Genomic DNA, 13,187 nt, shown 5'->3' on the forward strand with positions numbered 1-13,187 from the left:
GCTATTATTGACCATTACTGACCTTTGCAGGCGAATCCGCTTTCTCCCACATTCCTACCACCAGCAATCCTGCCGAATGATCGCCGATAACGGATCTGCAGTTCGCCCGAAGCTTGTCAGACTTTACGTTCGCTCCAAACGCCAGTATCCCCTTCGCCTGCGCGAAGGGGATACCGTTAAAACGTGCGAAATGTGCGTGTTTCACGTGTGGCACGCCCGAAAGTCTGTTTCCGCGACGATAAGCTGACGCCTCTTATTCTACGCCGCTCGCTTGGCCCAGCTTGGCGAACAAGTCCTGGAAGATCTCGTCCCGATCGACATGCGTCACGTAGCGGATCGGATGGCGTCCCTCCGCTTCGGCCCAACGGCAATCGTCGGTCACAAGCGGGCTTGGCGTCAGCTCGCTCGGGCACCAATCGGGCCGCACCAGCCAAGCGACCGCGGACAAGTCCCAAATGACGCGCGAGCGACCGGTGTGATCGTCCATGCAGCCGAGGAACGTCTCGTACAGGTATTGCCCGAGCGGACCTTTATCTCGGACGTGCTCCCGCAGCTCGGATAGCGTCGTCGTCAGATGCGACACGACGCCCATGCAGGGCAGCAGCACCAGCGGGACGCCCGAGTCCAGCACGACCCGCGATGCGTGCACATCCTGCTCGAGATTAAACTCCCTCGTATTCTGCCAATGGAAAGCGTGGCCGCCGAGCCAGACGAGCACGATCCGGTCCGCCAGCGCGGGCTCGAGCAGCAGCGCCGAGGCGACGTTGGTGATCGCGCCGATGGCGACGACGTAGAGCGGATCGTTCTCCTCTCGCGCCATCGCCCGGTTGATCAGGTCCCGGGCGGCCTCGCTCTCGACAGGCACATCCGGACCCGGCAAGTAAGTCCTCGATCCCTTGAATACCGGCAGCGTCTCCCGGCCGGCGAGCGACCGGATTTTTAAAATTTCCCGGTAGCTCTTCTCCATCCCGTCCTCGGGCCCGTCGGACATCGTGTTGTGAAACGGAGCGGCGTGAACGGCCTCGACCTCCACCGCCTCCGGCGAGTTCAGCGCATAGATCAGCGCGAACTGGTCGTCAATTTCATTGTAAGTATCGGTATCCATTACAATAGAAACCTTTCTCCCGGGATGCGACAGCCGGCTGACGCGACGATCCTCTGCGATTGATACAAATGGCTTCACCATAGTTGCGTAGCTCCTCCTTATTCTTTTTGGCTGAATAGGCTGCAGTAAGCATGATAAAATGATAGTTAAATTATATATACGACGCCATTTGAATCGTATCCGCTTCCGGTCAATCTCTATCACAATTTGGCTGATCTCTGAAAGGAGCGCTTTTTATGCATGCACGGCTGGACTTCCTGTTCCCCGTGACTCACGTGCCCGGTAACGACGTGACTTTGCATCGTCACGGCTGCCACGAGCTGGTTTATTATTTGAAAGGAAACGGAAGGACGCGCATCGGCGATCGCGATTACGAATTCCGCGAGGACGATTATGCGCTTATCCGGCCGGGAACGCTTCACGACGAGCGTCACGCCGCGCCGACCGAGGTACTCTGTTTGGGCTTTGCGCCGCTGCGGGAATCTGCGCTTCCCGAGGGCGTCTTTTCAGATCATCGGTCTAAGGACTGCGAAGACGATCACGCCCCTGTCCTGCCTCTGCTGCTCGGGATGGCCAAGGAAATGAGAAATAAAGACGAGGACTACGCCGGCATGCTCGACCTGCTCGCCTCCCAGCTTGTCCTGCTGCTGCGGCGGAGACTGACCGGCGGTTCGCCGACATATGCCGAAGATAAGTTCCGTTACGCGATTAATTATATGAACGAAAATTTTCATCAGCGCATCGACTTCGCATCGCTCGCCGCCATGGCCGGCTACAGCCCCGACCGCTATCGTCATCTCTTCAAAGCGCACACCGGCGCGTCGCCCGGACGCTACGTGCTCGGCAGGCGAATCGATCACGCCCGGACGCTGCTTCGCGAGACGGAGCGCAGCATCTCCGGGATCGCCTCGGACTGCGGCTTCGCGAGCGATTCGCAGTTCTGCAGCCTGTTCAAGCGCGAGACAGGCTGGAGCCCCGGCGCCTATCGCAAGGCCAACGCTTGATCGATCGCAAAAAGAGCGCAGGGTCCGAGACCCATGCGCTCCTGTTGCTTAAAGCGATTCGTTTTTGTGCCACACGTCCCCATACTCTGCGTTTCGCTTGAACTGTACGAGCGCATATGAGCATACCGGCACGATTTTCTTGCCCTCCGCGCGGGCCTCCTCGACGACTCTGTCGAGCATCCGCCGCGCGATGTCTCCGCCCCGGTAAGCCGGAGAAACATACGTATGGTTAAGCACCCAGGTGTTCTCCCCGTCCGGCAAGAACGTGATCTCCCCGATTTGCTCGCCATTCTCGCGAACGACGAAGGCATTGCCTTCTTTATGAACGACGCCGACTTCGTCTTTTTTCTTCCAGCCTTTAAACGTATCCTTCGCCTCGGTCACGGTTTCCTTCACGCTGCCGATCGTGTCTTGAACGTCGGACTTGATGCTATCGATATGCCCTTTCATGCTGTCCATTTCTTTTTTGATGCCCTCGATCGGACTGCTCATGGCATTCGCCTCCTCTAATCGGCCGCTATGGCATATACTACTATATACCCGCTTCGCCACCGGTTATTCAGCGTATATACCCGCTTCGCCACCGGTTATTCAGCGGCGGACCCGTTGCGATCGCATTCTGGCGAGAGCGAACGGTATGTCGCCGTTTCGTCATTGTGCAATTCGGATAAAGAACATATAATATGAGCAAGTATTCATATGTTATAGCACTCGCTAGGACGGAAGGGCTGACGGCAATGGACAAACGAAACGATAAGGGGACGGACGACAAGGTCGGGGGCGCGACGCACCAAAAGGATCCGGGCAGCGCGCACATACACCCGGACGCCTGTACGCACGCCCACGGTCACGGCGGCCACGACGAAGGCCACGCGCATGGACATCCGAGCGATCATTCACACGCTAACGCGCACGAACATTCGAACGATCGTTTTCATGGACACTCACATGGTCATGGACATAGCCACGGCCACCACGGCCATCATCACGGGATCGGCGGGCACCATCATCACGGGCGCGAAGGCGACCGCCGAGGCCTGACGATCGCCCTCGCGATCACGGCGGGCATCATGGTGCTCGAGTTCGTCGGCGGACTGCTTACCGACAGTCTCGCGCTGCTGTCGGACTCGGGCCATATGCTGAGCGATACGAGCGCGCTGGCGCTGAGCCTGGCCGCCCTCTGGTTTGCCTCGCGGCCGGCCTCGGCCAAGCGAACCTACGGCTTCCACCGGTTCGAGATTCTCGCCGCGCTGTTCAACGGCGTCGCGCTGTTCGTCATCGCAGGCTTCATCGTTTACGAAGCCATCGGCCGGATGGCCTCGCCGCCGGAGGTCGCCGGCGGCCCGATGATGGCGATCGCAGCCGTCGGCCTCCTCGCCAATCTGGCCAGCGCCTGGGCGCTCACGCGTCAAGGCGACGTGGAGAACAACGTCAACATGCGCAGCGCGTACCTGCACGTGCTGGGCGACGCGCTCGGCTCCGTCGGCGCCATCGCGGCCGGCATCCTCATGATGGCCTTCGGCTGGTACATCGCCGACCCGATCATCTCGATCGTCGTATCGGTCCTGATCCTGCGGAGCGCATGGCTCGTCATTACGCAGACGGTGCACGTACTTATGGAAGGCACGCCGGCCGGCATCGATCAAGCCGAGGTGAAGGCCGCGCTGCTCACGCTCGATGGCGTGCGCGACGTGCACGACCTGCATATTTGGACGATCACCTCGGGCCTGGATTCCTTCAGCTGTCACATCCTCGTCCAGGACGGCGTCCAATGCCAGGACGTGCTGCAGCGCGCGATCACCCTGATCGAGGGCCGCTTCGGCATCAGCCACTCGACCATTCAAGTCGAGAGCGGCGCCATCCGGCACGGAGAAATTCCCGTGTAGCGGATAAAATCAAAAAAAACGGGAAGCCGCCTGTTCGACGCGGCTTCCCGTTTTTATTTGCGCTTGTTCAAAAAGCTGTTCTCCCTGCGCTTGCGCTCCTGCATCAGACGCTCCTGCTCGTACACATGCGCGACCTCGCTCTTGATGCGCAGCGAGCAGTCCGGGCACAGCTTGCCTTTGCGAATCGGCGCCTGGCACAAGTCGCACGCGTCGGCCAGGTTCGGATAATCGTATACCTTCAGTTTGCCCTTGCGAATCCAAGCGCGAATCAGCTCGGGACGCTCGCCTACCCGCTCTGCCAGCTCCTCCGTGGTCAGCTTGCGGTTCGCGCGAAGCTCCTTCTCCATACGGTTCATAAGCGTATCCTCGGCGGCGGCGCAAGCGGCGCACATCTGCCTTAGATTGATCTGATAGATTCTGCCGCAACCGGGGCAATGGTCCACACGCAATTCGGAAGTGATAAGTCATCCCTCGCCCGTCTCCCTGTAGTTACATTTATCATACCACAGGGACGTCGAACTTCACTAGATTGCCGGTACGGGATACTGCTCGTCCGCCCGCGCGGCGGCCGCATCGGGCGACATCCCCGCCAGCATGTCCATCAGCGCTTTGGCGTTGGGCGTGGCGTCCCCCGCCGAATTGTTGTTGAACACGACATACACCGTGTCCGTCTCCCGCTCCAGCGCCAGCAGCCGGTCCCGCCACTCTGCGAGCTCCTCCGCGTCATAGTGGTAAAGGTACCGGAGCTTGCGCCAATCCGGACGTCCGCTCGCATGCCAGCCGCCCTCGTTGCGCCCGTGCAGCCGCACGTAGGTCATGTCGCTTGTCGTGGCGACCGGCACGATCGGGATCGAACCCGCTCCGGCCTGCGGCTCGTCGACGATCGTATGGATCCAGCCCTCTTTTTTCATAAAAGCGATCGTCTTGTCCTTGAACTCGGGAGCGTACCAGCTCCGGTTGCGCAGTTCCAGCGTGCACGGTACATCGCTCATGTATGCTTTCGTCCGACGCAGCAGGTCTACGTTCTCGCGGGTGCAATCGAACCAGGGCGGATACTGGAACAGCGCGGCCGCCAGCTTCCCGGCCTCCCGCATCGGCGCGATCGCCTCGTGAAATGCCTTGTACATCGTTTCTTCGTCGTCGAAGTAGTTTTTTTTGCCGCGAAGATGTCCCGTCATTCCCTGATAGGCCTTCACGACGAACTTGAATCCTTCCGGCGTATCTGCCGTCCACTTGGCGGTGTTTTTCACGGACGGCACGGCATAAAACGAGCTGTCGATCTCTACGACGTCGAAATGCCTGCTGTATTCGCGGAGCCGTTCTCCCGCCTTCAGCTTGCCGTACAGCTCCTCATGATCGCCGAAGCCCGTCAGTCCGATTCGTATCATCACTGCCGCCTCCCTTGCGCCAAATTTATCCTACGTCTATTTTACACGCCGGAACGCTGATTGAACGAACGACTTTGACTGGCGCTGAGCGTCCGCAAAAATAGACCGGCTCGCAAGGCATCCTGTGGATGCCCGAAGCAGTCTCATTTATTTTTTCTGATTATTCTAAATAGACTATCTTTTTAGTGCTGAGCTGTGATAGAATGCTGTTACAGGAAAGGAGGTGCGTCAACATTAGTTCCCATATGTTGAACGTATCCCTTACCCGGTCCAGTCTCTAATCCGGCTGGAGGCGCGGGATACGGTTCAATCAAGCAGCGCCGCTCGGGTACGAGAGACCGTCTTCGGACGGTCTCTTTGTTTTGTTGTTGCGAATCAGCGCACGAGCCTTTATCCCCTTGCGGGCCGCCGATACGGCGCATGGACGCTGCCGGGCACGATATCGGCTTCCAGATAGGCGGCCAGGCCTGCGATGCCCGCCTCGATCATCCGCCGGTGGCTGCGGACGAAGACAGGACGCAGAAGCGGCGCGAGCGAGGTCATCCACCTGCGTCTTGTCGCAAGCGCCATCAGGACATGCACCTCCGTCGCGCGGCCGGCGCCGTGCAGACGTACGACGGCGCGCCCTTCCAGATCGCCCGTGACGCGCAGTGCGACAGCGGTCGGCGGCCGGCTCTCTATGACGGACACGCCAAGCTTAAGCGTGTAAAACAGCCCCGAACGGAATTCGCCCGCGTAGCCGTTTCCCACGCCGTCGCCCGATGCGCCGGTCGCGATCCGCTCGATCTTGACGTTCGGCCACCAGCCGTCGTACCGGAAATCGCCGATCAACGCCCACAGCCGTTCTTTTTCCCGATCCACGCGCCATACATGTTCGAACCGATAGATCGAATCGTCCATATGCACCTCCGGCTCGCGGTTTATATCACTGATATTTAACCACTTTAACCGAAGGTGACAGCCGCTTGCGGAAATCGGTCTGCGCTCTGGCGCTGGCGCGCTTATTCCTGAAGCAGCTTAAGGCCTACGTTGCGCATGTTGGATTCGACCTTCAAGGCGATCGATGCCTGCTTATACAAAGCCGCCCATTCCCGGTATCGTCCCGGAGGCAGCGACGAGCGGTAGCGGTTGCCGAAGCCGAAGACGTCCGAGCCTTTGGCTTGCGTCTTGGCGAACACGCCGACCGACCGCGCCTCGAGCAGCTTGTTCACTTCTTCTTCTATCTTCCGGCTCGATAGGGGCGAAGCGTGAGACGTGTCCATAAGCTTCATCGTAACGCGAATACGAATATGGATATCCGGCTTGCCCCCTGCCCATCCCGTTCGAACCTGAGCCTTCGACGTCTCGACCTTGACGTTGGCGCCTCCTGCCGTCTCGATCTCGAACGGCGTCATCCGGTTTGTGACGAGCTCGTAAATCAGCGTCTCCTCCGGCGTGAGCCAGCCGACCATCTTGTCGTTGACGAAATAGGCGTTGCCTTTCAGATTGAACTGGAAAGACTCGTCCCTGACGAGCAGCGGCACCAGGCTCTCCTGAAGCGGATTGTAATGCCGGCTGAACACTTCCCATAGCGCGACCTTGTTTTTTTGCGGCGTGCCGCCGGCATACCTCTCGAAAAATAGCCGCGTATACACGCCCGACAGCTCTCCGGACGGGTTGGGCCGCTGGAAGAGCGGCTCCATGTCGCCTTCGATCAAGGTAAATATCGCGTTGATCGGAAGCATCCGGTCGCGCACGACAAAGTCCAGGCAGCCGTAAATCCCCTTGGCTTCTGCCAGCCTTCTTTCGACGAAGACAGCTCTCGTTTGCGACAAATCCAAATATTTAGGCATCCGCGCGCGCAGCCGGTCCAAAGCGTCGGTGGCGGTCTCACCCCGCTCGCTGGCGGACAAAAAGTCCTTGTTGCCGCTCCCGATGCCCAACTGAGAATGAGGAAGCGGGAATCTCACCCATATTTTTACGCCCTTCTCGTCAACCATCGAGATGCCCAGCGCGGCGACCAGCATGCGGTTGTCGATATCCCGGATATCCCAGCAGCCCTGGAGCAGCGCCAACGGTAACAGCATGCCGAGCACGGCCAGCCAACGCCTCCGCATTTTTCGCCCCCTCATGCGCTTTGCCGCCTTCCGCTCGCCAGACGGCGCCACAGCCATACGACGGGAGGAAACAGCACGAGGTAAATCCGAACGGGCGTATCGGCCCAGATCCCTTTCTCGATCCATCCCCACGAAGGAATGAGCTGTGCTGAAATATAAGTGCTTGCGCCGACGGCGGCATATGCGAAGCGGGCTGACAGAAACGGCATCAGCGCCCGAAGCGCGGCGACCAGGCTATGCATCATCAGGCTGAGCGTCAGGATGACGAGCAGGATGACCGCCGAGAGGAACACGGCCGTCAGGTTCTCGACCACCAGCCAGTAATGGCTGACGGAGTCCATCTTGGAGAGGAAAGGAAAGGTCAACGCCTTGGCGAATCCGACGCCGAACGTCAGGACTGGGAAATAGATCGCGGCGGCGATCACCGGCAAAAAGCAAAAGGCTGCCGCCGCGTAAGGGCGCCAGAGCCTGCCCGGGATTCGCGCATATTGGCCGCAAGAGCACAAGTACAGGAAGCCGACCCAAACGAACGAAGATTTAAAAAACGATTGGCTGCCCAGGTACGACAGGTCGGTCGGCCGCCAAGGCTCGTGCAGCGCTAAGTCGAGGTCGCTGAACCCGAGCAGCGTGATTCCAATCGTCACGGGAATGCCGACCGTGACGAATACGGCTGCTGCCCGCACGATGGAGGCCACCCCTCCCGCGGCTAGCAGCATTGCGATCGGTACGGTGCAATGCAGGATCCAGAGCGGCGTCGTATGCAGAATCGTCATCGACACGATCTCGGCATGCGCGCGGGCGATCATCGTCATGGCCCGCCAGATGTACCAGCCGTACGGAATCGCGAAAAGCAGCAGCCCCGGCCAGCCTAGCACGCGTTTTACGGCGGCAAATGCGTCGAGTCCGGGATATTGCGCCATAAGGCCGGAGAACAGCCTGGCACCGAGGATGCCCGCCAGCAGTCCAGTCACGATCGGCATCCAGTAGCTGCCCCCGTCGGTATGCAGAATCAGATACGGATACAGAAAATAGGACGTCGCGCCAAATACCGCCAGCTGCATGATGAAGTATTGGGTGTCGGACAACCGCACCGCCGAATTCGTATCGTTCATCCCCGCCGTTCCCTCGACCGTACCGGACTTTTGAACCACGAGAGCCACGTTCTCGTATACACGCGGGCACGAGGCCCGGCCGGGGAAAGGTAGGAAACGCCGAACGACTCCAGGCGGGACAGAAAAACGACCAGAATCGCGAAGCAGAGAACGAGACCCAGGATACCGAGCACGCCGGCGCCGAGCAGCACGAAATACTTCAGCACGCGGAGGACCAGGCCCATCTGGTAGTCTACGACGATGAAGTTCGTCAGCGCCGTCGTTGCCGCGACGATCACGAGCAAATTGCTGACGATGTTGGCCTGAATGATCGCCTGTCCGAGCACGACGCCGCCGACCATCGTGACGGTGGCGCCGATCGTTCGCGGCAGACGGACGCCGGCCTCTACGATGCAATCCAGCAGGAAGAGGATGAGCAGCGTCTCCACAAGCACCGGATACGGCACGCCTTCCCGGCTTCCCGCGGCAGCCAGACTGATCTCCAGCCGATTCACGTCGATGTTGACGGACGTGATCGCCACGTAGAAGCCCGGCAAAAACAGATTGGTCATTAACGCCATAAAACGGAGCATCCGTAAAAACAAGGCGATAAACGGCATTAAATACCGGTCCTCCGCCGCCGCCCAAAAATCGGTGAAGGCCCCGGGCGCTACGATGGCCAGCGGCGTGCCGTCGAGCACGATCGCGATCTTTCCGTCAATCAGCGCGCCGGCCACCCGGTCCGGTCGCTCCGTCGTCACGGCGAGCGGGAACAGCAGGGACTTGCCGCCGAGCAGGCGCAGCAGCTGGCCCGTATCCTGAATGCCGTCGGCATCGATCCGGGCGAATCGGTCTATGACGCGGTCCACGAGACCCGGGTCAGCCAGGCCCTGCATGTAAAAAACGCCCGCCCGCGTAGATGTCTCGCGTCCGATCGTCGTTTCCCACAGCTTGAGCTTCGGCGATCGCATGCGCTGACGCAGCAGGGCGACGTTGGTGCGGTACGATTCGTTGAACGCGTACATCGGACCCTGGATCACGTTTTCGGTCAGCGGCTGGCCGACGTTGCGCTGCTGCCAGTCCGCGGTCTCCAATAGAATGCCGGACGCCGACGCCGTCGTGCACAGGACGGTGCCTCCGCGGCATAGCGCCTCCACGCAGGCAGCCAGGTCGCCCTCCGCGAACTTGGTGCCAACATACCGCTCCACGAGAGACGCGTCCGCCTGATCGAATGACGGGTCCAGCGAGAACAAGAGATGCTCCGATCCGACCAGCGTAGACAAATAGCACAAATAAAGCTCGCCCGACGCCGCTTCTCCCAGGCGTACCGCCTCGAAGTCCGCCATGCCGTCGAACGAGCCGCGCAAGCCCGCGAGCAGCTTCGCCCCGGTAACGGGCTGCAGCGCGTGCCATATCGTCCGTTTTCGGTGACCGCCCATAATCAGCCCTCCCTTGCGGTCCTGAAACCGCAAGTTTTCCTTCATTATTCCGGAAGGAGGGCCTTATTATTCCGCTTATTTAAGCGTTTCGACGATCCGCCGCGCGCGGCGAGCCTTTTTTAGGCATCCGGCCCTTTGAACGAAGCCGCCTCCAGCGGCAGCTCGAAGACGAAGCGCGTTCCCTCTCCCACGACCGACGTCACGGAGATCGTCCCGTCCATCATTTCCACGAGATCCTTGCAGATCGCGAGCCCCAGGCCCGTCCCCTCATGTCGCTTGGCGAGGCCGTTCTTCGCCTGGTAGAAAGGCTGGAACAGATGCTCAAGCTCGTCTTCCGGAATGCCGATACCCGTATCCCGAACCTCGAAGCGCACGCGTCGAGCAGCCTCCGCTCCCCCGCACCCTGATGGATGAACGGCCACCTCGATCGCGCCCTTGTTCGTGAACTTCACCGCATTGCCGACCAGGTTGATCAGCACCTGGCAGATGCGTTGCTCGTCTCCGAGCACCGCGTCGGTCAGATCGTCCGCGACCGCGCAAGAGAGCTGGAGCCCCTTTTGCTTGCACTGGGTCTGAAAAAGCATCGCCGTATCCCGCACGAGCCCCTTCAAGCTGAACGGCGCGATCGACAGCTGCATCTTGCCGGCCTCGAGCTTGGAGTAATCCAGCACGTCATTGATCGTCGACAGCAGCAGCGCGCCGCTGCCATGGATCACCTGCACGAACTCGTGCTGCTCCTCGCTGAGCTCGGTCTCGAGCAGAATCGCGCTCATGCCGATCACGCCGTTAAGCGGCGTGCGGATCTCGTGGCTCATCACGGCGAGAAAGTCGCTCTTGACCCGCAGCGCCTCCTCCGCATCACGCTTGGCGCCGAGCAGCGCGCGCTCCGTCATGACGCTGCTCGTAATATCCTTGGATATCGTATAGACGTCCTGCACGCGCCCGTTCTCCACCCATGGCACCATCGTGCAGCTCAGATAAAGCAGATGCCCCTCCTTATGGCGAACCGTCACTTCGACCGTGCCCGATTCGCCGCGAAGCGCGGCCATGAAGCAAGTCTCGAGCTGCGCTAACTCGTCGGGATTGACCATATCGTTGTGGAATCTGCTTGGCAGCTCCGACGCGGAATACCCCATGATCCGCTCCGCGGCGGGATTCGCCCTGAGGATGCGCCCGCTCGGATCGTACAAGCAGACCATATCGGGATGATGCTCGAAAATCGAATCGTATCTGCGCTTGTTGGAGTCGGCGATCCGCAGGGCAAGCCGCTTGTCCAAAATCTGGCTCGCCATGACGAGCGCGAGGATAAAGAGCATCGAGCCACCTATAATGGCGGCCAGCAAAGCGTTTCCCGCCTGCATCCGTTCCGTCGTCTCGCGTGCGTGCATCGCCTCGGCCTCCGTTCCCGCGAACGAGACGGCCGCCATCCCGGTGTAGTGCATGCCCGCGATCGCCGCGCCGAGCAAGAGGGCGAGCAGCATCTTGGCGCCTTGGCCCGCGGCCCGTCCCTTCCGCTGGTTGGCGTGGGACAGCTTGAGCGCGGCAAAGGACACGGCGAACGCGATGCCGACCGATGCCGCGACCAGCAGCCAGTCGTAGCGCTGGTTATAGGGCATTCGAATCGCGGCCATGCCGCTGTAATGCATGCCGACGATGGCGACGCAGAGCCAGAAGCTGCCGATCGCCATGGAGAGATGGCTCGCCAGATTGCGGGACATCATCCGGAAGGCCGCGTACACCGCCAATACGGGCAGTAGTATGGAGACGACCAGCCATCCCGCATGGTAATGAATGTTAACGGGAAGATGATACGCGAGCATGCCGATAAAATGCATGGACCATATCCCGAAGCCCATGGCTGTCGAGCCGAGCAGCATCCATAAATTGCGGTACCCTCCCCGCAATGTCAACACGCGCTCGTAAACGAGCAGGGAGCAGTAGGAGGACAATACGGATATGAGCACCGACAAAACGACCAGAGGCGTATAATAGGTGCCATGGAGCTCTGTCATGGGATGTCCTTCCCGGGCTGTTCAGCGTCATGGGCCCATTTATGGTAGATGAACTTGTAGATAAAGCCTAATATTGCTATTTTCAGTCTAGCATACGACAGCGTTTTCAAAAGGAATGGCAAATCCTATTTTTCCGACCTCCGTCGACAATCTATTTCTAAGTATATAGGATGATACTCACCTGCGAAAAGACCTACTTTGCATGAGAGGGCCCGGGATGGCACGGGACGGATGGATGGCACGGGGCGCATGGATGGCGCGGGACGCATGGATGCGCGGGACGCATGGATGCGCGGGACGCATGGATGGCGCGGGACGCGTGGATGCGCGGGACGCATGGATGGCGCGGGACGCGTGGATGCGCGGGACGCATGGATGGCGCGGGACGGCATGCTGCGGCGAGCCGCCGGCCTGTGCTACAATACTGGCATCGAGAAAGCCCTTCAATACGGGCAAGCGGGAAGGTTGATCGAACCATGCTGATTATCGGCATCGCCGGAGGCACGGGCTCCGGCAAGACGACGGTCGCGCGTTCCGTCATCGAGCGTCTTGGCGCCGGCAAAGTCACGTTTATTTCGCAGGACAGCTACTATATGGACTATCCGCATTTGAGCATGGAAGAGCGCGCCAGGATGAATTACGATCATCCGCTCATGTTCGACAACGACCTGCTCGTCGAGCATCTGGGCATGCTGAAGACGGGACGCACGGCCTATGCGCCGGTATACGACTTTGGCTTCTACGGCAGGTCCGCCGACGAGCGGGAGGCGCTGCTCCCCAATCCGATCGTCATTCTCGAAGGACTTCACGTGCTGTACGAGGAAAAGCTGCGGGAGCTGCTCGACATCAAGGTGTTCGTCGACACGGATCCAGACGTGCGCATCCTGCGGCGGGTCGTGCGCGACATCGAGGAGCGCGGGCGGACGATCCAGTCGGTGTACCGCCAATATATGGAGACGGTCAAGCCGATGCACGAGGCGTTCATCGAGCCGTCGAAGAAGTATGCCGACCTGATCCTGCCCGAAGGCGGGCACAATCAGGTCGGCATCGAATTGCTTACGGTGTTGACGGAGAAATATTTGGACGGCGCTCCGCGCCGGTCTTGAACCTTGCGCGGCGCACGGCCCCGTCGCCTGAATTCGCGCAAAGCGAAAACAGCCCCTTGC

13 protein-coding genes are annotated in these 13,187 nt (G+C 60.0%); 4 read left to right on the top strand and 9 right to left on the bottom strand.

Annotated elements, in window-relative coordinates:
• Nucleotides 1-253: 253 nt before the first annotated feature.
• Entirely contained in the window at nt 254-1,186 is a 933-nt protein-coding gene (locus tag KB449_RS26980) for a nucleoside hydrolase (RefSeq protein WP_282911326.1), read from the bottom strand.
• Between the two features lie 155 nt (nt 1,187-1,341).
• Between KB449_RS26980 and KB449_RS26985 the strand changes: the two genes are divergently transcribed.
• Entirely contained in the window at nt 1,342-2,109 is a 768-nt protein-coding gene (locus KB449_RS26985; RefSeq protein ID WP_282911327.1) for an AraC family transcriptional regulator, read from the top strand.
• A 48-nt stretch (nt 2,110-2,157) separates the two neighbouring features.
• Here the strand turns inward: KB449_RS26985 and KB449_RS26990 are convergent, their stop codons facing one another.
• A complete protein-coding gene (locus tag KB449_RS26990; RefSeq protein ID WP_282911328.1) occupies nt 2,158-2,601 on the bottom strand; it encodes a GNAT family N-acetyltransferase in 444 nt (147 codons plus the stop codon).
• A gap of 245 nt (nt 2,602-2,846) precedes the next feature.
• Between KB449_RS26990 and KB449_RS26995 the strand changes: the two genes are divergently transcribed.
• The gene (locus KB449_RS26995; protein WP_282911329.1) at nt 2,847-3,995 is read left to right on the top strand and encodes a cation diffusion facilitator family transporter; all 1,149 of its coding nucleotides are present in this window, start codon (nt 2,847-2,849) and stop codon (nt 3,993-3,995) included.
• A gap of 53 nt (nt 3,996-4,048) precedes the next feature.
• Here KB449_RS26995 and KB449_RS27000 read toward each other — a convergent pair whose 3' ends face one another.
• The 7 genes from KB449_RS27000 to KB449_RS27030 form a co-directional block, all read right to left on the bottom strand.
• The gene (locus KB449_RS27000; RefSeq protein ID WP_282911330.1) at nt 4,049-4,351 is read right to left on the bottom strand and encodes a hypothetical protein; all 303 of its coding nucleotides are present in this window, start codon (nt 4,349-4,351) and stop codon (nt 4,049-4,051) included.
• Nucleotides 4,352-4,519: 168 nt separating this feature from the next.
• Nucleotides 4,520-5,383, bottom strand: coding sequence for a DUF72 domain-containing protein (locus KB449_RS27005; RefSeq protein WP_282911331.1), 864 nt, complete (start codon nt 5,381-5,383; stop codon nt 4,520-4,522).
• Nucleotides 5,384-5,773: 390 nt separating this feature from the next.
• Nucleotides 5,774-6,283, bottom strand: a complete 510-nt coding sequence (locus tag KB449_RS27010; protein ID WP_282911332.1) for an SRPBCC family protein — start codon at nt 6,281-6,283, stop codon at nt 5,774-5,776.
• Nucleotides 6,284-6,384: 101 nt separating this feature from the next.
• Nucleotides 6,385-7,479 (bottom strand): Ger(x)C family spore germination protein, encoded by a 1,095-nt coding sequence (locus KB449_RS27015; protein ID WP_282911333.1) that lies wholly within the window; start codon nt 7,477-7,479, stop codon nt 6,385-6,387.
• Between the two features lie 11 nt (nt 7,480-7,490).
• Nucleotides 7,491-8,630: a GerAB/ArcD/ProY family transporter gene (locus tag KB449_RS27020; protein ID WP_282911334.1), complete on the bottom strand. Its 1,140-nt coding sequence runs from the start codon at nt 8,628-8,630 to the stop codon at nt 7,491-7,493.
• Nucleotides 8,588-10,009, bottom strand: a complete 1,422-nt coding sequence (locus KB449_RS27025; RefSeq protein ID WP_282911335.1) for a spore germination protein — start codon at nt 10,007-10,009, stop codon at nt 8,588-8,590. Before KB449_RS27025 ends, KB449_RS27020 begins: the two co-directional genes overlap by 43 nt.
• A gap of 119 nt (nt 10,010-10,128) precedes the next feature.
• A complete protein-coding gene (locus KB449_RS27030; protein ID WP_282911336.1) occupies nt 10,129-12,021 on the bottom strand; it encodes a sensor histidine kinase in 1,893 nt (630 codons plus the stop codon).
• A gap of 231 nt (nt 12,022-12,252) precedes the next feature.
• Between KB449_RS27030 and KB449_RS27035 the strand changes: the two genes are divergently transcribed.
• Together KB449_RS27035 and udk are read left to right on the top strand one after the other, a co-directional pair.
• Nucleotides 12,253-12,504, top strand: coding sequence for a hypothetical protein (locus tag KB449_RS27035; RefSeq protein WP_282911337.1), 252 nt, complete (start codon nt 12,253-12,255; stop codon nt 12,502-12,504).
• The gene (gene udk / locus KB449_RS27040; protein ID WP_282911338.1) at nt 12,498-13,127 is read left to right on the top strand and encodes a uridine kinase; all 630 of its coding nucleotides are present in this window, start codon (nt 12,498-12,500) and stop codon (nt 13,125-13,127) included. Before KB449_RS27035 ends, udk begins: the two co-directional genes overlap by 7 nt.
• The last annotated feature ends 60 nt before the right edge of the window (nt 13,128-13,187 follow it).

The sequence above is a fragment of the Cohnella hashimotonis genome, from assembly GCF_030014955.1.
GTDB lineage: Bacteria > Bacillota > Bacilli > Paenibacillales > Paenibacillaceae > Cohnella > Cohnella hashimotonis.

Bases quoted from the DNA above. Each gene is read 5' to 3' on its own strand.
- KB449_RS27000 (WP_282911330.1), bottom strand. From the start codon at position 4,351: ATGAACCGTATGGAGAAGGAGCTTCGCGCGAACCGCAAGCTGACCACG.
- KB449_RS27005 (WP_282911331.1), bottom strand. From the start codon at position 5,383: ATGATACGAATCGGACTGACGGGCTTCGGCGATCATGAGGAGCTGTAC.
- KB449_RS27035 (WP_282911337.1), top strand. From the start codon at position 12,253: ATGGATGGCACGGGGCGCATGGATGGCGCGGGACGCATGGATGCGCGG.
- udk (WP_282911338.1), top strand. From the start codon at position 12,498: ATGCTGATTATCGGCATCGCCGGAGGCACGGGCTCCGGCAAGACGACG.
- KB449_RS26985 (WP_282911327.1), top strand. From the start codon at position 1,342: ATGCATGCACGGCTGGACTTCCTGTTCCCCGTGACTCACGTGCCCGGT.
- KB449_RS27025 (WP_282911335.1), bottom strand. From the start codon at position 10,009: ATGGGCGGTCACCGAAAACGGACGATATGGCACGCGCTGCAGCCCGTT.
- KB449_RS27015 (WP_282911333.1), bottom strand. From the start codon at position 7,479: ATGCGGAGGCGTTGGCTGGCCGTGCTCGGCATGCTGTTACCGTTGGCG.
- KB449_RS27030 (WP_282911336.1), bottom strand. From the start codon at position 12,021: ATGACAGAGCTCCATGGCACCTATTATACGCCTCTGGTCGTTTTGTCG.
- KB449_RS26980 (WP_282911326.1), bottom strand. From the start codon at position 1,186: ATGGTGAAGCCATTTGTATCAATCGCAGAGGATCGTCGCGTCAGCCGG.
- KB449_RS26995 (WP_282911329.1), top strand. From the start codon at position 2,847: ATGGACAAACGAAACGATAAGGGGACGGACGACAAGGTCGGGGGCGCG.
- KB449_RS27010 (WP_282911332.1), bottom strand. From the start codon at position 6,283: ATGGACGATTCGATCTATCGGTTCGAACATGTATGGCGCGTGGATCGG.
- KB449_RS26990 (WP_282911328.1), bottom strand. From the start codon at position 2,601: ATGAGCAGTCCGATCGAGGGCATCAAAAAAGAAATGGACAGCATGAAA.